This window comes from Streptomyces sp. NPDC000410, from assembly GCF_040300305.1.
Taxonomy (GTDB): domain Bacteria; phylum Actinomycetota; class Actinomycetes; order Streptomycetales; family Streptomycetaceae; genus Streptomyces.
Window position 1 is genome coordinate 52441 of sequence record NZ_JBEPDM010000017.1, and the last position, 20112, is coordinate 72552.

The following is a 20112-nucleotide window of genomic DNA, read 5'->3' on the forward strand; positions in this document are numbered from 1 at the left end:
CCCGGGATTCATTCCGGGCGAGCCCTAGTCTTTCCTCTTCATGCTCGCACACGTCCTCGCGATGGGACACGGCCTGTGGACAGCGGCGATCCGGCAAGGTCCGGCATGGCGCCGGGAATTGCGTCACATCGACGCAATGGACATCGTCAAAGTGACATGAACCGGTTATGATAGATAACGTCAACTAGACGAAAAGGCTCCTCGGCGCAAGCACCGGCTCCACTGGAGCGACTTCGCCGCGCTCACCGATGAGAAGAAAGGGTGCGTGACGTGACCACCGCCCAGCCCCTGGATGTCCAGCCGACGCCCCTCGCTCTGCTGCTGCTCGGCCGCGAGGCCGACCCGAAGAGCGAGCGCGGCGTGGAGTGCCCCGGAGACCTTCCCTCCCCGTCCGACCCGGACCTGGTGGAGCGCGCCCGCGCGGCCAAGGAGAAGCTCGGGGACAAGGTCTTCGTGCTCGGTCACCACTACCAGCGCGACGAGGTCATCCAGTTCGCGGACGTCACCGGCGACTCCTTCAAGCTCGCGCGCGACGCGGCGGCGCGCCCCGAGGCCGAGTACATCGTCTTCTGCGGTGTGCACTTCATGGCCGAGTCGGCGGACATCCTGACCACCGACGACCAGAAGGTCGTCCTCCCCGACCTCGCGGCCGGCTGCTCGATGGCCGACATGGCCACGGCCGAGCAGGTCGCGGAGTGCTGGGACGTCCTCACCGAGGCGGGCGTCGCGGACGTGACCGTCCCGGTCTCGTACATGAACTCCTCCGCCGACATCAAGGCCTTCACCGGCAAGCACGGCGGCACGATCTGCACGTCGTCCAACGCGAAGCGGGCGCTGGACTGGGCCTTCGAGCAGGGCGAGAAGGTCCTCTTCCTGCCGGACCAGCACCTCGGCCGGAACACGGCGGTCCGCGACATGGGAATGACGCTGGAGGACTGCGTCGTCTACAACCCGCACAAGCCGAACGGCGGGCTCACCGCCGAGGAGCTGCGCGGCGCGAAGATGATCCTGTGGCGCGGCCACTGCTCGGTCCACGGCCGGTTCTCGCTGGACTCCGTGAACGACGTCCGTGAGCGCGTCCCGGGCGTGAACGTCCTCGTGCACCCCGAGTGCAAGCACGAGGTCATCGCCGCGGCCGACTACGTGGGCTCGACGGAGTACATCATCAAGACCCTGGAGGCGGCCCCGGCCGGTTCCAAGTGGGCCATCGGTACGGAGCTGAACCTGGTCCGGCGGCTGGCGAACCGTTTCGCCCCCGAGGGCAAGGAGGTCGTCTTCCTCGACAAGACGGTCTGCTTCTGCTCGACCATGAACCGCATCGACCTGCCGCACCTGGTGTGGGCGCTGGAGTCCCTCGCGGAAGGCAACCTCGTCAACCGGATCCAGGTCGACCGCGAGACGGAGAGCTTCGCCAAGCTCGCCCTGGAGCGGATGCTGGCGCTTCCGTAACGGGGCCGCTGCCCCCTGGTGCCCCCGGCACGCGGTACCGCCGCGCGGCCGGGGGCACGGCTTTTCGGGCACGGCGCGGGCCGTTTGCGCCCCGCGGTGCGCCGCTCCCGCCGTGGGCACCGCCTTTCGGGCGCAGCCTGGGCCCTTGGTGCCCCGCCGCCGGGGGCACCGCTTTTCGGGTGCGGCCGGGTGGGTGGGTTTGTGCCCACCCGTCCCGCCCCAGCGGAACAGATGCCCACAAACAGGTGGGTCGTCAGCCGCCACGAAGGGGGACGCGCAGGGGGCGTGTTCTGGACGTAAAGGCGCCCGCAACTCGCGCGAAGCGCGGTGAGGACCGACAGTCCAGAACACGCCCCCGGAGCGGCCCCAACGGCCACCGTCCCGGCACGGGCCCGACCACGACCGCCTGTCGGCGCCCCCGGTCCTGGCGACATGGCCGACCGACGGCACGCCGGACCCACCGGCCCGACGCGCCACCCGCCACCCCACCGGCCCGACGCGCCACCCGCCACCCGCCACGCGCCACCCGCCACCCGCCACCCGCCACCCGCCACCCGCCACCCGCCAACGGCAGCCGACCCTTCACGGGTCAACCACCCCCACCCGGCCCGGGTGGCCGGGGCCGCCCCCAACGGGAACCACCCGGCGCGGGAGGGCCCGCGCCGGGTGGTTGGTCGAGCTCGCCGGAGGCGTTACGCGTTGACCCGCTGCGGATCCGCGTCGTCCGACGGCTCCGTGGCCGACGGGGCCGACGGGGCCGCCGCCCCGTCCCCGGACTTGCGCGCCCGCTTCGCCTCGCGCTTCGCCCGGCGCCGCTCCTTGCGGAGCTCGATCATCGCGTACAGCGTCGGCACCAGCAGCAGCGTCAGCAGCGTGGACGTCACCAGGCCGCCGATCACGACCACCGCGAGCGGCTGGGCGATGAAGCCGCCCTCGCCCGTGATGCCCAGCGCCATCGGCAGCAGCGCGAAGATCGTCGCGAGGGCCGTCATCAGGATCGGGCGGAGCCGGTGACGGCCGCCCTCGATGACCGCCTCGACGACGCCCAGGCCCTGGGACCGGTACTGGTTGATGAGGTCGATCAGCACGATCGCGTTCGTCACCACGATGCCGATGAGCATCAGCATGCCGATCATCGCCGGGACACCCATCGGCGTGCCGGTGGCCACCAGCAGACCGATCGCACCCGTCGCCGCGAACGGGATGGAGACGAGCAGGATCAGGGGCTGCACGAGCGAGCGGAACGTCGCCACCAGCAGCATGAAGACGATCGCGATCGCCGCCAGCATGGCCAGGCCCAGCGAGGCGAAGGCCTCGTCCTGGTCCTGCGAGACGCCGCCGATGGACGCGGTCGCACCCTCCGGCAGGTCCAGCGCGTTGATCTTCGTCTGGAGCGCGGCGCTCACCGCGCCGGTGTTGTCACCGGTCGGCTTCGCCGAGATCGTCGCGGCGCGCGAACCGTCGATCCGGGTCATCGAGACCGGGCCGGGGACCAGCTTGACCTCGGCGATGTCACCGAGCCTGACCGGTCCGAGCGGCAGCTTCTTCAGCTCGTCCATCGTCTTCGCCGGCTTGGCCGACGTGATGACGACATCGCGCTCGGTGTCACCGAGGATCCCCTTGGTGGCCGGAGTGCCGCGCACCGCCTGGGCGACGGCGAGACCCAGCGTGGTGTCGTTGAAGCCCGCCTCGGCCGCCTTCGCGGTGCCCTTGACGGAGATCCGCGGCACGGACTGCGACAGGTCGCTCTGTACGTCGGTGACGTCGTCGAGCTTCGCGACCTCGTCCCGTACCTGGTCCGCGGCCTTCCGCAGCGTTTCCGGGTCGGAGGCCTTCACGACCACGCTCAGGTCCTGGCTGGCGAAGCCGTCGCCCGCCGCGATCGTCGTGTCGCCGATGCCGTCGAGCTTGCCCAGCTCCTCGTCGATGCGGTCGCGGGTCTTCTCGTACGACGCCGAGTCCTTCAGGGTCAGCTGGTACGAGGCCTGGTTGGCGCCGGTGCCGCCGCCGAAGGCCGCCATGAAGCCCGACGAACCGACCGTGACCTGGTAGTCCTTGATCTCGTCGATCCCGTCGAGGACCTTCTCGATCTTCTTCGCGGAGGCGTCGGCCGACTCCAGGCTGGTGCCGGGCTTCAGCTCCTGCTTGATCGACATGACCTCCTGCTCGCCCTGGTCGAAGAAGTTCGTCTTCAGGAGCGGGGCCATGCCGAAGGTGCCGACCAGGACCACGATCGCGAGCGCGACGCTGGTGAGACGGCGACGGGTCGCGAACCGCAGCACGGGGACGTACATCCGCTGCAGCCGGCTGCGCGCCTCCTTCTCCTCCGCCTTGCGGCGCGCCTCGTCGGGGTCGATGTCCCGCAGGGCCTTCGGCGCGCGCAGGAACCAGTACGACAGGACGGGAACGACCGTGAGGGACACGAGCAGCGAGGCGAGCAGCGCCGCGGTGACCGTCAGCGAGAACGAGCCGAACAGCTCGCCCACCATGCCGCCGACCAGGCCGATCGGCAGGAAGACGGCGACGGTCGTCAGCGTCGAGGAGGTGACGGCGCCCGCGACCTCGCGTACCGCCGTGAGGATCGCCGACTGGCGCTCCTCGCCGTAGCCGAGGTGCCGCTTGATGTTCTCCAGGACCACGATCGAGTCGTCGACGACCCGGCCGATGGCGATGGTCAGCGCGCCGAGCGTCAGCATGTTGAGCGACAGGTCCCGCGTCCACAGCACGATCAGCGCGAGGACGACGGACAGCGGGATCGAGACCGCCGTGACGAGCGTCGAGCGGATCGAGGCGAGGAAGACCAGGATCACGAGGACCGCGAAGACCAGGCCGAGCGCGCCTTCCATGGTCAGGCCGGAGATGGACTTGGAGACGGCCGGGCCCTGGTCGGAGACGACGGTGAGGTCGGCTCCGGAGCCGAGGTCCGCCCGGAGCTCGGGCAGCTTGTCCTTGACCGCGTCGGAGATGGCGACGGCGCTGCCGTCGTTGTCCATGGTGGCCATGACGGCGAGGCTGGGCCTGCCGTTCGTCCGGGTGATGGAGACGCGCTGCGACTCCTCCTGCTTCACCGTGGCGACCGAGCCGAGGCGGACGGGCTTGCCGACCTTGTCCGCCCGCTGTCCCGTCCCCGGCTGCGGGGCGATGCGGAGGTCCTCGATCTGCTTCAGCGAGGTGAAGCCGCCGCCGACCTGGACGGTGCGGCTGCTGCCCGCCTCGGAGAAGGAGCCTGCCGGGATGGTGGCGCCGCCCGCCTTGAGCGCCTCCGAGAGCGCCATGGCGTTCAGTCCTGCCGCGGCGAGCTTCCTGTCGTCGGGGGTGACGGAGACCTGGAGGTCCTGGACGCCGTCGATGCTGACCTGGCCGACGCCCTCGATGTCCTCGAGGGCCGGGACGACGGTCCGCTCCAGCTGGTCGGCGAGTGCCTGCTGGTCCTTGTCGGAGGTGACGGCGAGGACGACGGTCGGGATGTCGTCCGTCGAACCGGCGACGACCTGCGGGTCCACGTCGTCGGGGAGCTGGACGCGGGCTCGGTTGACGGCCTGCTGGACATCGGCGACGAGCTGCTTGGTGCTCTCGTCCCCGTAGTCGAACGTGGCCATGATCACGGCGTTGCCCTCGCTCGCCGTGGAGGTGATGCCGGTGATGCCGTCGACGGCCTTGATGGTGTTCTCGAGCGGTTCGACGACCTGCTTCTCGACCACATCGGGGGACGCGCCCTGGTAGGGGGCCAGCACCGACACCATCGGCAGTTCGATGGAGGGCAGCAGCTGCTGCTTGAGCTGCGGGATGGCGATCGCTCCGAAGACGATCGCCACGATCGACATCAGCCCTATCAGGGCCCGTTGCGCGAGGCTGAATCTTGACAGCCAGGACATGGGGTCTCTCTTCTGTGGCGTACGCGGCAGGCGGGCAGCGGCAGAGTCGGCCACCCGCTTATACCCTCAGCCATTCGAGGGGGCGGATCCCTCGGTCCCAGGTCCAGATCCTTATCCCGCGCATACTCCGGCTGGAGTACGACGGGCCTGCTCCTCACTCCACCCTTGGACGTACCAGGCCCGATTCGTACGCGATAACCACCAATTGCGCCCGGTCCCGGGCGCCCAGTTTGGCCATCGCCCGGTTCACATGGGTCTTCACGGTGAGCGGGCTGACCTCCAGCCGCTCGGCGATCCCGTCGTTGGAGAGGCCGCCCGCGACGAGGACGAGCACCTCGCGTTCGCGGCCGGTGAGGGCAGCGAGCCGCTCCGAGTACGCCCCCGCCTCCTGACCGTCGCCGTCCGAACTCCCGCCCTGCGCGAGGAACTTCGCGATGAGCCCCTTGGTCGCCGCCGGTGACAGCAGCGCCTCACCCGCCGCGGCGATACGGATGGCGTTGAGCAGTTCGTCCGGTTCCGCGCCCTTGCCGAGGAAGCCCGAGGCCCCGGCGCGCAACGACTGGACGACGTACTCGTCCACCTCGAAGGTCGTCAGCATCACCACCCGGACCGCCGTGAGCGCGGGGTCGGCGCTGATCATGCGGGTGGCGGCGAGTCCGTCCGTACCGGGCATCCGGATGTCCATGAGCACCACGTCGGCACGCTCCGAGCGGGCCAGGGCCACCGCCTCCGCGCCGTCCGCCGCCTCCCCCACGACCTCCATGTCGGGCTCGGAGTCCACGAGCACCTTGAACGCACTGCGCAGCAGCGCCTGGTCGTCGGCGAGCAGCACCCTGATGGTCATGCGTCCCCCTCGGCATGGCTGTTGACCGGCAGTATCGCCTGGACGCGGAAGCCTCCGCCGTAGCGGGGTCCGGCGGTGAGCGTGCCGCGGAGCGCGGTGACGCGTTCACGCATGCCGATCAGGCCGTGCCCGCCGTGCCCGCGGTCCTCGTCCGGGGCGGGGGCGGGTTCGGGTGCGCCGTTGTCGAGCACGGTGACCTCCACGGTGCGGCCCACCCGTACGACGCTCACCTCGGCCTTGGCGTCCGCGCCGGCGTGCTTCTGCACATTGGTCAGGGCCTCCTGGATGATCCGGTACGCGGCGAGGTCGACGGCGGCGGGCAGTGCCGTGCCGTGGTCGGTACGGGCCAGCTCGACCGGCAGCCCGGCGTTGCGGAAAGTGCCCAGTAGCTCGTCGAGGACGGCGAGGCCGGGAGCCGGTTCGGTGGGGGCCTCCGGGTCCCCGGACTGGCGCAGCAGCCCGACGGTGGCGCGCAGCTCGTTCAGCGCGGAGCGGCTGGCCTCGCGTACGTGCGCGAGCGCCTCCTTGGCCTGGTCGGGACGCTTGTCCATGACGTGGGCGGCGACCCCGGCCTGCACGTTGACCAGCGCGATGTGGTGGGCGACGACGTCGTGCAGATCCCGTGCGATACGCAGCCGCTCCTCGGCGACCCGGCGCTTGGCCTCCTCGTCCCGACTGCGCTCGGCCCGCTCGGCGCGCTCCCGTATGGCGTCGACGAACGCGCGCCGGCTGCGTACGGCGTCGCCCGCGGCGGCCGCCATTCCGGTCCACGCGAACACCCCGAGGTTCTCCTGGCTGTACCAGGGCGCCGAACCGGACAGCATCGCGGACGCCGTCAGCACCGTCATGGTCAGCAGGCCGACCCGCCAGGTGGTGGGCCGGTCGGTCCGGGACGCGACGGTGTAGAGCGCGATCACCGCGGCCATCGCGACGGGCGCGCGCTGGTCGCTCACGACGAGCTCGACGAAGGCGAGCCCTCCGGTGACGCCCAGGACGGCCATCGGCGCCCGCCGCCGGAACACGAGCGTGCCGGCCGCGAGCACCATCAGCATCACGCTGCGGACTTCGGGCGTACGGCTGCCGAAGGTCGGCCCGTGCGGCCCGTGCGGATCGGCGAACGAGGCGACGACCATGCACACGAGCACGCCGACGGCGAGGGCGCCGTCGCACGCGAGGGGGTGCTCGCGCAGCCAGGCGCGGGTGCGCGCGATGCCGGTGAGTCCGGTCAGGGGTGCGGTCACGTCAAGCAACGGTACGGCGTCCCGCCCCGGTCACCCCCGCCCCCGGGCCGGACGGTCCGGCTCAGCCCGGGATCAGCCCGTCGTCGCGGAGCATGTCGCGGACCTGGTCGAGCGTCGCGTCCGGGGAGGGCAGGATCAGCTCCGACGGCTCCAGGGAATCGTCCGGCAGCGGCTCCCCGAGGCGGCGCACCGCCTCGAGCAGGGCGCCGAGGGTGCGGCGGAAGCCGTCCTCGTCGCCCGATTCCATCTCGGCGAGCAGTTCGTCGTCGTGCTTGTTGAGCTCGGGGAAGTGGCTGTCCGCCACCCTCCACTGGCCCTCCCCCATGATCCGTACGATCATGACGCGCCGTCCCTACTGCTTGTCGAACTTGTGGCCCTGCCCCTGCGCCTGGTCCTGCACGGAGCCGTTGCCGCCCTCGATGGCCTGCTGCGACGGCGCGCCCCCGGCCAGCTCGGCCTTCATGCGCTGCAGTTCCAGCTCCACGTCCGTACCGCCGGAGATCCGGTCCAGCTCGGCGGCGATGTCGTCCTTCGCCATGCCGGTCGGGTCGTCCAGCGCGCCGGAGGCGAGCAGTTCGTCGATCGCGCCCGCCCTGGCCTGGAGCTGCGCGGTCTTGTCCTCGGCCCGCTGGATCGCCAGGCCGACGTCGCCCATCTCCTCGGAGATGCCGGAGAACGCCTCGCCGATGCGGGTCTGCGCCTGGGCCGCCGTGTACGTGGCCTTGATGGTCTCCTTCTTCGTACGGAAGGCGTCGACCTTGGCCTGCAGCCGCTGGGCGGCGAGCGTGAGCTTCTCCTCCTCGCCCTGGAGCGTCTGATGCTGCGTCTCCAGGTCGGTGACCTGCTGCTGGAGCGCGGCGCGGCGGGACAGCGCCTCGCGCGCCAGGTCCTCACGGCCGAGCGCCAGCGCCTTGCGGCCCTGGTCCTCCAGCTTGGAGGACTGCCCCTGGAGCTGGTTCAGCTGCAGCTCCAGGCGCTTGCGGGAGGTCGCCACGTCGGCCACGCCCCGGCGCACCTTCTGGAGCAGCTCCAGCTGCTTCTGGTACGAGTAATCAAGGGTCTCGCGCGGATCCTCGGCCCGGTCAAGGGCCTTGTTTGCCTTCGCGCGGAAGATCATCCCCATACGCTTCATGACACCGCTCATGGGCTTCGCGCGCCCCCTTCTGACGGACTCTGCTCCGGCTACTCCAGAACCCACAGTACGGGCCCTGCATCTATTACCGCACCGTTCGGGCGCGGATGGGCTCCTCCCCAAGAACGACCTGCTGGCGGCTCCGATCCGGCCCAGGGAGTAGATGGCCGTCGGGGAAACCGGGCGCAACGCGTGTTCTGCCCTCTAGTGACGCCCGCCGTTGCCGGATCGTTCCCCCGGGGACTGGGGTCTGATCCCGCCACCCCGTACCCTTGGGTTTTGTGTTCCGTAGCCGTTCCAAGGAAGAGAAGGCCCCCACCGACAAGGTGACGGCGGACCTCTCCAAGCAGCCCCGCGACCCCGAGGCCCCCAAGGGCCGCCCGACCCCGAAGCGGAGTGAGGCCCAGACCCAGCGTCGCCGTGCCCAGTCGGCACCGGCCGACCGCAAGGAGGCCATGCGCCGGCAGCGCGAGGCCCGCCGCGCGGACCTGGCCAAGCAGCGCGAGGCGCTGAACAGTGGTGACGAGCGCTACCTGCCCGCCCGCGACAAGGGTCCGGTGCGCCGCTTCGTCCGCGACTTCGTCGACTCCCGCTTCTGCATCGCGGAGTTCTTCCTGCCGCTCGCGGTCATCATCCTGGTGCTGTCCATGATCCGCATGCCGCAGGTGCAGAACATCGCACTGCTGCTGTGGGCCGGTGTCATCGCGATGATCGTGGTCGACTCGGTCGGCATCTGGATCCGCCTGAAGAAGCAGCTGAACGAGCGCTTCCCGAACGAGCCGAAGCGCGGCGCGGTGGCGTACGGCCTGATGCGTACGCTCCAGATGCGCCGACTGCGCCTGCCGAAGCCGCAGGTCAAGCGCGGAGAGCGGCCCTGAGCACGGACGTTGTCGGTTTCGGTGGGGGTGCGTCGGCCTGGCTGAAGGGCCTGGGCGGACTGCGCAACACCGTCCGGCAGGAGCTTGTCGCACGCCAGCTCGACGAGCAGATAGCCGCCCGCTTCCCCGTGGGGCAGCGGCTGCGCGTGCTGGACGTGGGCATGGGTCAGGGCACCCAGGCACTGCGCCTGGCGCGCGCCGGGCACTCGGTGACGGGTCTGGAGTCCGACCCCGGGATGCTCGCGGTGGCCCGCGAGACCCTGGCGACCGAGCCGGCGGGCATCCGGGAGCGGTTCCGGATGATCGAGGGCGACGGCCGGGACACCGGGGTGCACTTCCTGCCCGGCGCGTTCGACGTGGTGCTGTGCCACGGCGTGCTGATGTACGTCGAGGACCGGGACGCGATGCTGGCGGGCCTGGCCCGAATGCTGGCCCCCGGCGGCCTGCTCTCCCTGCTCGTACGGAACGCGGACGCGCTCGCCATGCGGCCGGGGCTGGCCGGTGACTGGCCCACGACGATGGCGGCCTTCGACTCGGACGCGTACACGAACCGCCTCGGGCTGCCCGTCCGCGCCGACCGGCTGGCCTCCCTGACGGCGACGCTCGCGGGGATCGCCGCGCCGCTGCACGCCTGGTACGGGGTGCGGGTCTTCACGGACAACGCGCCGGACGAGGCGGAGCCGCCGGCCGCGGACGAGCTGGAGCGGCTGCTGGCCGCGGAGGACAGGGCGGGGCGCACGGATCCGTACCGCGCGGTCGCGGCGCTGCTTCATCTGTGCGGGGTACGCGGCTGATCGGGGCGGGGTAGACGGCCGAGCGGCGTACGCGGCTGACCAGGGTGCCCTCTGATCTCAGGCGCACCCCGCTCGGACAAAGGTGCACCCCGCACCGACAAAAGGGATACTCCGGTCATGGACGTCTCCCTGCGTCAGCGCCGGGTGCGCCGGGTGCTGTCGCCTCTCATCACCGGTCTCATAGCCGGGTCCTGCACGGTGGCGCTCCTCGGCGGCTGCTCGGACGGCACGCAGGCGAACAGCGGGCCCACGGCCGAGACAACCGCACCGGCCGCCAGGATCGACAGCGACCTGGAGAAGGCCTACAAGAACGTGATCAAGAACGTGCTGCCGTCGGTCGTCCAGATCGAGGCGGGCGAGGGTCTGGGTTCCGGGGTCGTCTACGACAACCGCGGCCACATCGTCACCAACGCCCACGTGGTCGGCCGCGAGAAGGACTTCAAGGTCACCGTCGCCACCGACAAGGCGCCGCTGGCCGCCGTGCTGGTCGCCACGTACCCCGAACAGGACCTCGCGGTGATCAAACTGGACAAGGTGCCGAACGGGCTGAAGGCGGCCGAGTTCGGTGACTCGTCCAAGGTCGAGGTCGGGCACATAGTCCTCGCGATGGGCTCCCCGTTCGGCCTGTCCAGCAGCGTCACCCAGGGCATCGTCTCGGCGGTCGGCCGGACCGTGAGCGAGCCCCCGCTGGACGACCGGCCCGGGGCCACCATCGCCAACATGGTGCAGACATCGGCCGCGATCAACCCCGGCAACAGCGGTGGGGCACTGGTCAACCTGGACAGCGAGGTCATCGGCATCCCGACGCTCGGGGCGACCGACCCGAAGCTGGGCGAGGCCGCGGCCGGAATCGGCTTCGCCATCCCGTCGTCGATGGTCAGGACCGTCGCCGACCAGATCATCAAGGACGGCAGGGTCACCGACTCCGGCCGGGCCGCGCTGGGCGTCAGGGCCCGAACGGTCCTGGACGACGAATACGAGCCCTCGGGCGTCGCGGTGGTCGAGGTGGCGAAGGGCGGGGCCGCGGAGAAGGCGGGCATCGAGATCGGCGACATCATCACCGGGCTGGGCGACGACGAGATCACCACGATCACGTCGCTGGCGGAGTCGCTCGCGTCCGACAAGCCGGGGCAGAGGATCAAGGTGACGTACGAGCGGGGCGGCGAGGAGCGGACGGTCGAGGTCACGCTCGGGGAGATCTAGGGCGGTGTGTGGGGCGCGGCCGCCCGCGCAGAGCCGGCGCGGTGCCTGCGGCGCGCTGCGCAGGACCGGCGCGGCGCGAGGGGCGCGGCCGCCCGCGAGGAGCCGAACGCGATGCGTGGTGCGCGCCCGCGGAGCTGAGTCGTCCACGGGCGCGGCCGTCACGCGCGATCAGAGGCCCGCTCAGGCGCCTTCGGCGTGGAGGCTCATCGGCCCGTAGATCTCACTGCCGTCGTCGAACAGGAACACCTGGTCCGCCCCGCCCTCCAGAAGCTCCTTCCAGACCTCACCGATCCAGGTCTCCGCGTCTCCCTGCGTGCTGAACTCCTCCGGCTCCACGGCCGGCTGGACCTCCGTCCCGTCGGACTTCTCGAACCGCCACGTCCACGCCATGTGCGCCTCCCGGGTGTCGGGTTCCGCCGATTGATCGGTTTGCTGCCCGCAGCGTAGCCGGGCGCGCACCGGCAGCGGCGACGCGGGAGGATCGTTCCTGTGGAACTGACTCTGCTCGGCACCGGAGCCCCCAGTGGGCTCCCCCGCCCCGACTGCCCCTGCGCCGCGTGCGCCGCGGCCCGCGGCGCCCAGGCGCGCGCGGCGACCGCGCTGCTCGTGGACGACGCGCTGATGCTGGACCTCACCCCCGGGGCCGCGCTGTCCGCCGCCCGTGCCGGGCACTCACTCGTCGGCGTACGGCACGTGCTGCTGACGCATCCGCACGACGGGCCCGCGATGGAGCTGCCCGCGGGGCTGCCGACGGCCGGGCGGGTGCCGGACGGACAGGAGTTGACGCTGATCAGCGGGCACCGGGTGCGGGCGATCGCGATGGACTCGCCGGGCACCGGATACGAGGTGACCTCACCGGACGGCGAACGGCTGCTGTACCTGCCGCCCCACGGGGGGCCGGCCGGGATGCCGGACGGCGAGCCGATCCCGTACGACATGGTCGTCGCCGATGTCGTCGGGCGGCCCGACGCGCTGGCGCGCCTGCGGGCGACCGGGGCGATCGGCCCCTCGACGGATGTCGTCGCGGTCCACATCGACCACGACGTCCCGCCGGGCGCGGAGCTGGCGAGGAGGCTGGCGGCGGCCGGAGCGCGGGCGGTGCCGGACGGAACGACGCTGTACGTCGGCGAGTACCACGCGGTGCCCGACGTACCGCGCCGCACGCTGGTCACCGGCGGGGCGCGGTCCGGCAAATCGCTGGAGGCCGAGCGGCGCCTGGAGTCCTTCCCCGACGTGGTGTACGTCGCGACCAGCGGCACCCGGGCCGGCGACCCGGACTGGGCCGCCCGGGTCGCGGCCCACCGCGACCGCAGGCCGGGCTCCTGGCGCACGATCGAGACCTGCGACCTCGTCCCGCTGCTGGCCGAGTCCGGGCCCCCGCTGCTGATCGACTGCCTGGCGCTGTGGCTGACCGACGCGATGGACACGGTCGGCGCGTGGGACGACGAGCGCTGGGAGTCCTCGGCCCGCGAGGCCCTCCACGCCCGCACCGCCGCGCTCGTCTCGGCCCTGCGCACCACCCGCCGCCACGTCGTCGCCGTCACCAACGAGGTGGGAGCGGGCGTGGTGCCGGCGACGGCGTCGGGCCGCCGCTTCCGGGACGAACTCGGGCGCCTGAACGCGGCGTTCGCGGCGGAGTGCGAGCACGTCCTGCTGGTGGTCGCGGGCCAGGCCCTGCCCTTGCGCGGCTGAGCACGCGTGCGGGGGGCTGCGGCGGGCCTTTCCCCGCCCCGCCCCTTCCCGCAGTGTCGATTTGCGGCTCCGCCGCGTGGGGGGCAAGCCCCCAGACCCCCGGTACGGCCTTCGGCCGTGTCCTCAAACGCCGGACGGGCTCAGAATGAGCCCCGCTGGGGGTCCCCCCACGCCCGCCAGGGCGTAGGGGGAGATTGAGGCTCGGGGTCCGGGGCAGAGCCCCCGACGCGGCGGAGCCGCAAATCGACACTGCGGGAAGGGGCGGGGCGGGGAGAAAAGCCCGCCGCAGGCGCCCCACCCCAAGGCCGGTACTGTTCGGCGAATGAGCTCGCTGAATCTCGACGACTTCTCCGATCTGATCGAGCGCCCCGACAGCGGCATGCGGCGCGATGCCGAGGAACGCCGGGAGCGGCTGGCCGTCCCGCCCGGTGCGCTGGGGCGGCTGGATGAGCTGGGTGAGTGGCTGTCGGCCGCACAGGGGGCCGTCCCGGTGAAGGTGATCGAGCGACCGCGGGTGGTCGTGTTCGCCGCGGATCACGGGGTGGCGGAGCTGGGCGTGTCCGGGCGGCCCGCGGGTACCGCGCACGAGTTGGTGCGGTCCGTGCTGGAAGGGGCCAGCCCCGTCGCGGTGCTGGCCCGCGCGCTGGACGTGCCCGTGCGGGTCGTCGACGCGGGGCTCGACTGCGATCCGGGAGTGCTTCCCGAGGACGTCGTACGGCACCGGGTCCGGCGCGGCAGCGGACGGATCGACATCGAGGACGCCCTCACCACGGAAGAGGCCGAGCAGGCCGTGCGCCTCGGGATGGCGATCGCCGACGAGGAGGCCGACTCCGGCACCGACCTGGTGGTGCTGGGCGACGTCAGCGTCGGCGGGACGACGGCCGCCTCCGCTCTCATCGCCGCGCTGTGCGGTACGGACGCCTCGGTCGTGACGGGCCGCGGCGGCGCCGGGATCGACGATCTGGCGTGGATGCGCAAGTGCGCGGCGATCCGTGACGCGCTGCGCCGCGCCCGGCCCGTCCTGGGTGACCAGCTCCAGCTGCTGGCGGTGGCGGGCGGTGCGGATCTGGCCGCGATGACCGGGTTCCTGTTGCAGTCCGCGGTGCGCCGGATGCCGGTGATCCTGGACGGTGTCGTGTCGGCGGCGTCTGCGCTGGTGGCGCAGCGGGCCGCGTTCCGGGCCCCGGACTGGTGGCTGGCGGGCCAGGTCAGCGGCGAGCCGGCGCAGGCGAAGGCGCTGGACCGGATGGCGCTCAACCCGCTGCTCGACCACGGGGTCACGGTCGGGGAAGGGACCGGGGCCCTGCTCGCGCTCCCCCTCGTCCGGGCGTCCGCGGCGCTCGTCGCCGAGCTTCCGGAGCGGCCCGCGGAGCCCGAGCAGCCCGAGCAGCCCGCGGAGCCCGAGCTTCCGGAGCAGCAGAAGCAGCAGGAGGGCTGACCCGGCCGGGTACGAGATCGGCGCCACTCCCGTACCAGTCAACTTCGCGGTGTTCGGATCGGTCTTCAGCGATACAAGACCATCCATCCTGGAGCCGCGATTCATGGCCATGACCGGAGCGCGCGCGTTCGCGCGCCGCGAGTGGGGCTCGCTGTACGGGGCCGTGAGGACCGCGCTCGCCGCGAAGCGGTGGCGAGCCGTCCCGATGGCCCTGACCGCGGTCTGTCTCACCGCGCTGTGCCAGCTCGTCCAGAACCAGTCCTGGGGCTACGGGCCGGTCCACGGCCTCGGTTCGGTGCGCGCCGAGGACCCGCTCTGGCTCGCGCTGCTCCGTACGCCGCTCTCGCTCTTCGTACCGGCCCTCGACCTGCCGGTATGGGGCGCGCTCGCACAGGTGCTGGTGGTGTTCGGGATCGCCGAGATCTGTATGGGGCGGCGGCGGACGCTCGTGGTCGCGTACCTGGCCACGCTCGCCGGGACGACGTACGCGCGGCTCGGGATCTGGCTCGGCCCGGACAGTCCGCTCGGGCTGCCCGGCTCGGACGCGCGCGTCGTGGACACCGGCCCCTCGGCGGCGGTGGTCGGGCTCGCGGTGTACGTCTGCTTCCGCCACCGGGCGTGGTTGACGATGAACCTGGTGATCGTCGCGATGGTCGTCGAGGTGTTCGTCAAGTCCAATCTGGCGGGCAAGGAACATCTGGCGGCGATCGTCGCCGTGCTGCTGGTCTGCGCGGTCTCCTCGCTGTCGTCGCGCTTCTCAGCCACCTCGTCCGGCGCCTCGGGTACGTCGTCCGGCGCCTCGGGTACGTCGTCCGGTACCTCTGGCACCTCGTCCGGTACCTCTGAGGCCTCGGGCTCCGCCCTGGCTCACCGCCGGTCCGGGGCGTCGGGCGGCGGCGTCGAGTCCGGTGTGCCGCCGATCAGGTCCTGAAATCTCCGTCGCGGTCCGCTCCAGCGGCGGTCGTGGTGGAAGGCGCGCAGCACCGACCGGGCGCGGGCCCGGGGCCGCGAGCGGTAGAGGCGCTTGGCCCACGGCGACGTGGGCCGGGCCAGTCTGAGGGCTCCGACGATCGCCACGAACGGCACCAGCGTGCCGATGATCGCCATGCGGAGCTTCCCCTTGAAGAGGCTGACGAGGACGAAGGCGAAATTGGCGGCGAGCGTGAGCAGGAAGACCCGGCGGTCGTCCCGTTCGTCCTCGGTCAGGTCGTTGACGCCCAGCGGTGCGAACCCTCCGAGGGTGAGCAGGAGGAGCGCCGTGGTGAGCACCACGACCTCCACGCTCTGGCGCCCGGCCTCGGTCCAGTAGACGTCGTCCAGGTGGAGGATCAGCGCGAACTCGTCGAGGACGAGTCCGGCGCCCATCCCGAAGATCACGGCGAAGACGTAGACGCCGGGGCCGTCGTGTCTGCTGGTGGCGACCGCCCCGAAACCGCCGACGACGGTCAGGAGGACACCGGGGACGACGTGGTGGATGTGCAGTCCGCCGGAGCTGACGTTGCGGAACGGCCCTTTCCCCGCTCTGATCAGCCGGGTGACCATCCGTGTGATGAGGAAGGTCAGCACGAACGAGGCCAGCGCGAGGAGCAGGGGGAGCTTTCCCGGCTCCACGATGTTGCGGTAAAACCAGTGACCCATGCCACCCGCTCCCGTTTCGTCCGTTACGCGCAATTTACCGCCGGGGCGGACCGACTACCCTGCGCGCGGTGACCTCGATGAAGACAGCACGATGACGACAGACGGCATACGGTTCGCTTTCGGCACCCTCACGGTGCTGCCGGTCCGGGTGACCCGCTGGGACCGTGACGCGGCGCGCGCCGGAATGCTCTGCGCCCCGCTCGCCGGGCTGGTCGTCGGCCTCTGCGCGGCGGCGCTGGGCGGACTGCTGCTGGTCCTGGGCGCGGGGCCGCTGCTCGCGGCGGTGGCCTCCGTGGCCGTACCGGCGGCCCTCACGCGCGGGCTGCACCTGGACGGGCTCGCCGACACCGCCGACGGGCTGGGCAGCGCCAAGCCCGCCGAGGACGCGCTGCGGATCATGAAGCAGTCGGACATCGGACCGTTCGGCGTGATCACCATCGTGTTCGTACTGCTGGCGCAGATCGCGGCCCTGTACGAGCTGTACGGGCGGGGCGGCTGGGCGTACGGCGCGGTGGCGGCGGCGCTGGCGGGGGTCGTGGCACGCCTCGGCCTCACCCTCGCCTGCCGTACGGGGGTGCCGGCGGCCCGCCCGGAGGGCCTGGGCGCGGCGGTCGCCGAGACCGTGCCGGTACGTCACGCCCTCATGGTGACGGTCCTGGTCGCCGCCGGGTGCGCGGCCGCGGGGGCGCTGTTCGGCCCGTACGCGGCGGTGCGGCACGCATGCGCCGTCGTGGCGGCGCTCGCCGCCGCCCAGTTGCTGCTGCGGCACTGCGTACGGCGCTTCGGCGGGGTGACGGGGGACGTGTTCGGCGCGCTGGCGGAGACGGGGGCCACGGTGGCGCTCGTCGCGCTGACGCTGGGGACCGGCTGACGCCGGGGCTCAGCGGTGGGCCGTGATCCGGCCCAGCAGAGCGCACGCCTGCCCGAAGAGGACGGCGGCGGCCACCGCAGGCACGACGAGGGGCGCCGCGGCGGGGACCAGGGTGGCGGCGAGCGCCGCCGCACAGCACACCAGGGCGGCGCTGAGCACCGTGCCGAACGCCTGGAGCAGCAGCGCCGCCCACAGCGCGACCCCGAGCAGCAGCACCCCGGCAGGCTCCCCGCCGCCCGCCGGCCACAGCAACAGCGCGGCACCGACGAGGCTGAGCAGCGCGCCCAAGTACCCGGCGAGGCAGCGGGCCAGATGTGCGGCGACCGCCGCGCGGAAGGCACCCGGTGTCGTGCTGCCCCGCAGCCCGGCGAGGCTGTCCACGCGCAGCCGGTGCAGCAGCCACTCGGCGGGCCCCATGCCGAGCGTCAGCGCCACGGCGAACGCCGGGGTGTCCAGGGCGACATGGAGGACCATCCCGCCGGCCCCGAGCCCGAAGATCCCGTGCGGCAGGGACGCGATGACGGAGGGCCCGCTCCGCGCGGCATCCCTGCCCGCACGCGCCCCCGCCCGACGGTCCGGGGCGATACGTGCGGCCCCTTCGGCGCTGCGGGGTGCGCCGCGTCCGGACGGGTCGGGCCGCGCGGCTTCCCCGGGCACACGGGCTCGGTCGCATGGGGCCGGGGCGATACCTGCGGACACCTCGGGGAGGTCCGCGCCCGACCTCCGGCGCGCGCGGGTGGCGCGGGTCTTGCGGGTGGAAACCCCGGTCCGGCATGGACGTGCGGTCGCCCCCGCCGCGAAGGCCGTCGCCGCGGTCACGGAGGTCAGGAGCAGGGCCGCCCGCGCCCAGGGCGGCAGCGGGTGGAACACCACGACCACCGCACCCCCCACCAGCGGCAGCAACGCGCACAGCAGCGCGCGGTCGTGGGACAGGACCAGGAGGACCGTCGCCGCCGCCAGGTAGAGGGACTGGACCGCCACGAAGAGCAGGGCCGGGCCGGCGGCGAAGGACGCGGCCGTGCTGAAGAGGACGCCCAGGGGGGCGCCCACGAGCAGCGCCCGGCGTGCCGCCGCGCGGTCGCCCAGGCCGAGCCACGCGTAGGCGCGGTGGGCGAGGGCCTGGTTCCACGCCCAGGCGGCCAGTCCACCCGCCAGGAGCGGGATCACGTCGGAGAGAGGCGGCGCGGCGAGGACGTAACCGAGCCCGGGGAGCGCGAAGATCAGGCCGCGCAGCAGGCAGGCGAGGAGCGTGGGGCCCGGAAGGCCTGCGGGCTGGGTCACCGGCTCCGGGTAGCGGCGCTCGACCCGCCCGTACAGCTCCTCCGCCAGCGCGAACGAGTCCTCGCGGCCGTAGCGGAGCCGTATCTGCTCGTCGGTCAGCCCTTCGGACTCCAGCAGGGCGGCGATCTCGTCCGGGTGGACGGCCGCCGCGATGAAGTCGTCCAGCTGCTCGGCGAGTTCGTCGACCGGGTCGGCGCCCCGGCGCACGGCCCAGCTCGGGGTCGCTCTCCTCACCAGGCGCTTCCGTCCGACGCGAGCTCCCGGTACCACGGATCCCTCAGCTCCAGTGTCCAGTCGTCGACGGTCTCGACGAGCGGCGGCTCGTACACCGCGCCCGGTGCCCCGGCCAGCTCCCGGTAGATCTCGCGGAAGGCGTCCACCGAACGCCGCAGGGTGAAGCGGTCGATGACCCGCTGCCGGGCCCGCCGGCCCAGCTCGGCGCGACGCCGGTCGTCCCGCAGCAGCTCCAGGGCCGCCGCGGCCAGTGCCTTCGGCTCGCGGGGCGGGACGACGAGACCGGTGTCGCCGACGGCCTCCCGTACGCCGCCCACGTCCGTCGACACGGTCGTCCTGCCGCACGACATGGCCTCGATGATCGAGAAGGGGAAGCCCTCGCTGATGCTGGAGAGCATCACCACATGCCCGGCGGCGTACGCGCGGGCCACATCGTCCACGCGGCCCTCCCAGCCGATCCCGTCGGCGACGCCCAGCTCCGCGGCGAGCTTCTCCAGCCGGGTCCGGTACCACTCCCCGCCCGCCGGGACTCCCCCGAACAACCGCAGCCGCAGCGCGGGCAGTTCGGCCCTGGCCAGGGCGTAGGCCCGTATCAGGGTCTCCAGGTCCTTGATCGGGTCGATCCGGCCGGCCCAGCTCAGGGTGGGTACGGGCGGCTCGGGTCCGGCATGCGGGAAGGCGTGCGGATCGACGCCGTTGTAGACGGTACGGATACGGTCGCCACGGGCCCCGCCGCGCTCCTCCCAGCGGCGGTTGTACTGGTTGCACGGCGTGATCAGGTCGGCCCGCCGGTAGCCCAGGGTGTTGAGCTCGCGGTAGAAGCCGAGCATCAGGGCCTTGACCGGCCAGCGCCGGCCGGCCGCGGCCTCGGCGCGGTGGCCGAGATAGCGCTCGCGCAGATAGATGCCGTGTTCGGTGAGGAGAAAGGGCACACCGTCCAGGCGTTTCGCGGCGAGCGCGGGTAGCGTGGCGAGTCCGGCGCTGACCGCGTGGGCGACGCTGTCCTCGGGTATCCGGGCCACGAGCGGGCGCAGCGCGTGCTCGAGCAGATCGATGGCGGTCAGGGCGTCGTGAACGGTGGGGCGGGCCTCGGCGGTCGGCAGGTGCGGCATGGTCCAGATCCACATCAGGGTGCGGACGGCGGCCTCGGTGCGCAGGGCTGCCGAGAGCCTCCCCGCACGCGCTTGCTCGGCCAGCTCGTCGAGTCCGGTGCCGAAGTCGCAGTGCGCGTCCGGGTCGAGTATCGACAGCAGGAAGCGCTCGTACGCGCCGAGGAAGCGGCGGCGGGCTGCCGCGCCGAACGGGGCGCGGGCCCGTCCGGGCGGCCGCGGCCCCCACAGTGGTACGACCGTGTGCCGGACGACGTTGGGAGGCAGCTCCCAGGTGACGGGCTCACGGCCGCTGCCGGTGAGGGCGACGACCGTGAACCCGACCTCGGGCATGCCGCGCACGAGCTGGTCGCACCAGGTGCTCACGCCTCCGTGGACGTGCGGATAGGTGCCTTCGGTGAGCATCGTGACATGACGGCATCCGTCACTCATC

At 72.3% G+C, this 20112-nt stretch carries 17 protein-coding genes; 8 read left to right on the forward strand and 9 right to left on the reverse strand.

Going from position 1 to position 20112, the window contains the following annotated elements:
* Window positions 1-261 precede the first annotated feature (261 nt).
* Window positions 262-1449: a quinolinate synthase NadA gene (gene nadA / locus ABT342_RS19105; RefSeq protein ID WP_502965574.1), complete on the forward strand. Its 1188-nt coding sequence runs from the start codon at window positions 262-264 to the stop codon at window positions 1447-1449.
* 692 nt (window positions 1450-2141) lie between these two features.
* On the opposite strand, the gene ABT342_RS19110 is transcribed toward nadA, so the two are convergent.
* From ABT342_RS19110 to ABT342_RS19130, 5 genes are all read right to left on the reverse strand, one after another.
* Window positions 2142-5324 carry an efflux RND transporter permease subunit gene (locus ABT342_RS19110; protein WP_351574761.1) on the reverse strand — a complete coding sequence of 1061 codons (3183 nt, stop codon included), beginning with the start codon at window positions 5322-5324 and terminating at the stop codon, window positions 2142-2144.
* Between the two features lie 154 nt (window positions 5325-5478).
* Window positions 5479-6168 carry a response regulator gene (locus ABT342_RS19115; protein WP_351574763.1) on the reverse strand — a complete coding sequence of 230 codons (690 nt, stop codon included), beginning with the start codon at window positions 6166-6168 and terminating at the stop codon, window positions 5479-5481.
* Window positions 6165-7409, reverse strand: coding sequence for a sensor histidine kinase (locus ABT342_RS19120; RefSeq protein ID WP_351574766.1), 1245 nt, complete (start codon window positions 7407-7409; stop codon window positions 6165-6167). Before ABT342_RS19120 ends, ABT342_RS19115 begins: the two co-directional genes overlap by 4 nt.
* 61 nt (window positions 7410-7470) lie before the next feature.
* Entirely contained in the window at window positions 7471-7749 is a 279-nt protein-coding gene (gene pspAA, locus ABT342_RS19125) for a PspA-associated protein PspAA (protein ID WP_351574769.1), read from the reverse strand.
* Between the two features lie 12 nt (window positions 7750-7761).
* Entirely contained in the window at window positions 7762-8553 is a 792-nt protein-coding gene (locus tag ABT342_RS19130) for a PspA/IM30 family protein (RefSeq protein WP_351574772.1), read from the reverse strand.
* Between the two features lie 269 nt (window positions 8554-8822).
* On the opposite strand from ABT342_RS19130, the gene ABT342_RS19135 reads away from it, so the two are divergent.
* The 3 genes from ABT342_RS19135 (at window position 8823) to ABT342_RS19145 (ending at window position 11416) form a co-directional block, all read left to right on the forward strand.
* A complete protein-coding gene (locus ABT342_RS19135) occupies window positions 8823-9419 on the forward strand; it encodes a DUF3043 domain-containing protein (RefSeq protein WP_351574775.1) in 597 nt (198 codons plus the stop codon).
* 50 nt (window positions 9420-9469) lie between these two features.
* Complete coding sequence (locus ABT342_RS19140; protein WP_502965576.1) at window positions 9470-10213, forward strand: class I SAM-dependent methyltransferase; 744 nt, start codon at window positions 9470-9472, stop codon at window positions 10211-10213.
* Between the two features lie 117 nt (window positions 10214-10330).
* Window positions 10331-11416: a S1C family serine protease gene (locus ABT342_RS19145; RefSeq protein ID WP_351574777.1), complete on the forward strand. Its 1086-nt coding sequence runs from the start codon at window positions 10331-10333 to the stop codon at window positions 11414-11416.
* 180 nt (window positions 11417-11596) lie between these two features.
* Here the strand turns inward: ABT342_RS19145 and ABT342_RS19150 are convergent, their stop codons facing one another.
* The gene (locus tag ABT342_RS19150) at window positions 11597-11806 is read right to left on the reverse strand and encodes a hypothetical protein (protein ID WP_351574780.1); all 210 of its coding nucleotides are present in this window, start codon (window positions 11804-11806) and stop codon (window positions 11597-11599) included.
* A gap of 99 nt (window positions 11807-11905) precedes the next feature.
* Between ABT342_RS19150 and ABT342_RS19155 the strand changes: the two genes are divergently transcribed.
* From ABT342_RS19155 to ABT342_RS19165, 3 genes are all read left to right on the forward strand, one after another.
* Window positions 11906-13108 (forward strand): bifunctional adenosylcobinamide kinase/adenosylcobinamide-phosphate guanylyltransferase, encoded by a 1203-nt coding sequence (locus ABT342_RS19155; RefSeq protein ID WP_351574783.1) that lies wholly within the window; start codon window positions 11906-11908, stop codon window positions 13106-13108.
* A gap of 331 nt (window positions 13109-13439) precedes the next feature.
* A complete protein-coding gene (cobT, locus tag ABT342_RS19160; RefSeq protein ID WP_351574931.1) occupies window positions 13440-14546 on the forward strand; it encodes a nicotinate-nucleotide--dimethylbenzimidazole phosphoribosyltransferase in 1107 nt (368 codons plus the stop codon).
* A 103-nt stretch (window positions 14547-14649) separates the two neighbouring features.
* The gene (locus tag ABT342_RS19165) at window positions 14650-15477 is read left to right on the forward strand and encodes a hypothetical protein (RefSeq protein WP_502965575.1); all 828 of its coding nucleotides are present in this window, start codon (window positions 14650-14652) and stop codon (window positions 15475-15477) included.
* On the opposite strand, the gene ABT342_RS19170 is transcribed toward ABT342_RS19165, so the two are convergent.
* On the reverse strand, window positions 15414-16184 hold the full coding sequence (locus ABT342_RS19170) for a hypothetical protein (protein WP_351574786.1): 771 nt from the start codon (window positions 16182-16184) through the stop codon (window positions 15414-15416). The genes ABT342_RS19165 and ABT342_RS19170 overlap by 64 nt on opposite strands.
* A gap of 91 nt (window positions 16185-16275) precedes the next feature.
* Here ABT342_RS19170 and cobS point away from each other — a divergent pair, with 91 nt between their 5' ends.
* A complete protein-coding gene (gene cobS, locus ABT342_RS19175) occupies window positions 16276-17055 on the forward strand; it encodes an adenosylcobinamide-GDP ribazoletransferase (protein WP_351574789.1) in 780 nt (259 codons plus the stop codon).
* A gap of 9 nt (window positions 17056-17064) precedes the next feature.
* Here the strand turns inward: cobS and ABT342_RS19180 are convergent, their stop codons facing one another.
* Window positions 17065-18570: a hypothetical protein gene (locus tag ABT342_RS19180; protein ID WP_351574791.1), complete on the reverse strand. Its 1506-nt coding sequence runs from the start codon at window positions 18568-18570 to the stop codon at window positions 17065-17067.
* Entirely contained in the window at window positions 18567-20111 is a 1545-nt protein-coding gene (pelF, locus tag ABT342_RS19185; RefSeq protein WP_351574793.1) for a GT4 family glycosyltransferase PelF, read from the reverse strand. The genes ABT342_RS19180 and pelF overlap by 4 nt, the downstream gene beginning before the upstream one ends.
* Window position 20112 lies beyond the last annotated feature (1 nt).

Excerpts from the sequence above, each read along its gene's own strand:
- ABT342_RS19150 (WP_351574780.1), bottom strand. The coding sequence starts at position 11,806 with ATGGCGTGGACGTGGCGGTTCGAGAAGTCCGACGGGACGGAGGTCCAG.
- ABT342_RS19165 (WP_502965575.1), top strand. The coding sequence starts at position 14,650 with ATGGCCATGACCGGAGCGCGCGCGTTCGCGCGCCGCGAGTGGGGCTCG.
- cobS (WP_351574789.1), top strand. The coding sequence starts at position 16,276 with ATGACGACAGACGGCATACGGTTCGCTTTCGGCACCCTCACGGTGCTG.
- ABT342_RS19115 (WP_351574763.1), bottom strand. The coding sequence starts at position 6,168 with ATGACCATCAGGGTGCTGCTCGCCGACGACCAGGCGCTGCTGCGCAGT.
- ABT342_RS19130 (WP_351574772.1), bottom strand. The coding sequence starts at position 8,553 with ATGAGCGGTGTCATGAAGCGTATGGGGATGATCTTCCGCGCGAAGGCA.
- pspAA (WP_351574769.1), bottom strand. The coding sequence starts at position 7,749 with ATGATCGTACGGATCATGGGGGAGGGCCAGTGGAGGGTGGCGGACAGC.
- ABT342_RS19170 (WP_351574786.1), bottom strand. The coding sequence starts at position 16,184 with ATGGGTCACTGGTTTTACCGCAACATCGTGGAGCCGGGAAAGCTCCCC.
- pelF (WP_351574793.1), bottom strand. The coding sequence starts at position 20,111 with ATGAGTGACGGATGCCGTCATGTCACGATGCTCACCGAAGGCACCTAT.
- ABT342_RS19145 (WP_351574777.1), top strand. The coding sequence starts at position 10,331 with ATGGACGTCTCCCTGCGTCAGCGCCGGGTGCGCCGGGTGCTGTCGCCT.
- ABT342_RS19110 (WP_351574761.1), bottom strand. The coding sequence starts at position 5,324 with ATGTCCTGGCTGTCAAGATTCAGCCTCGCGCAACGGGCCCTGATAGGG.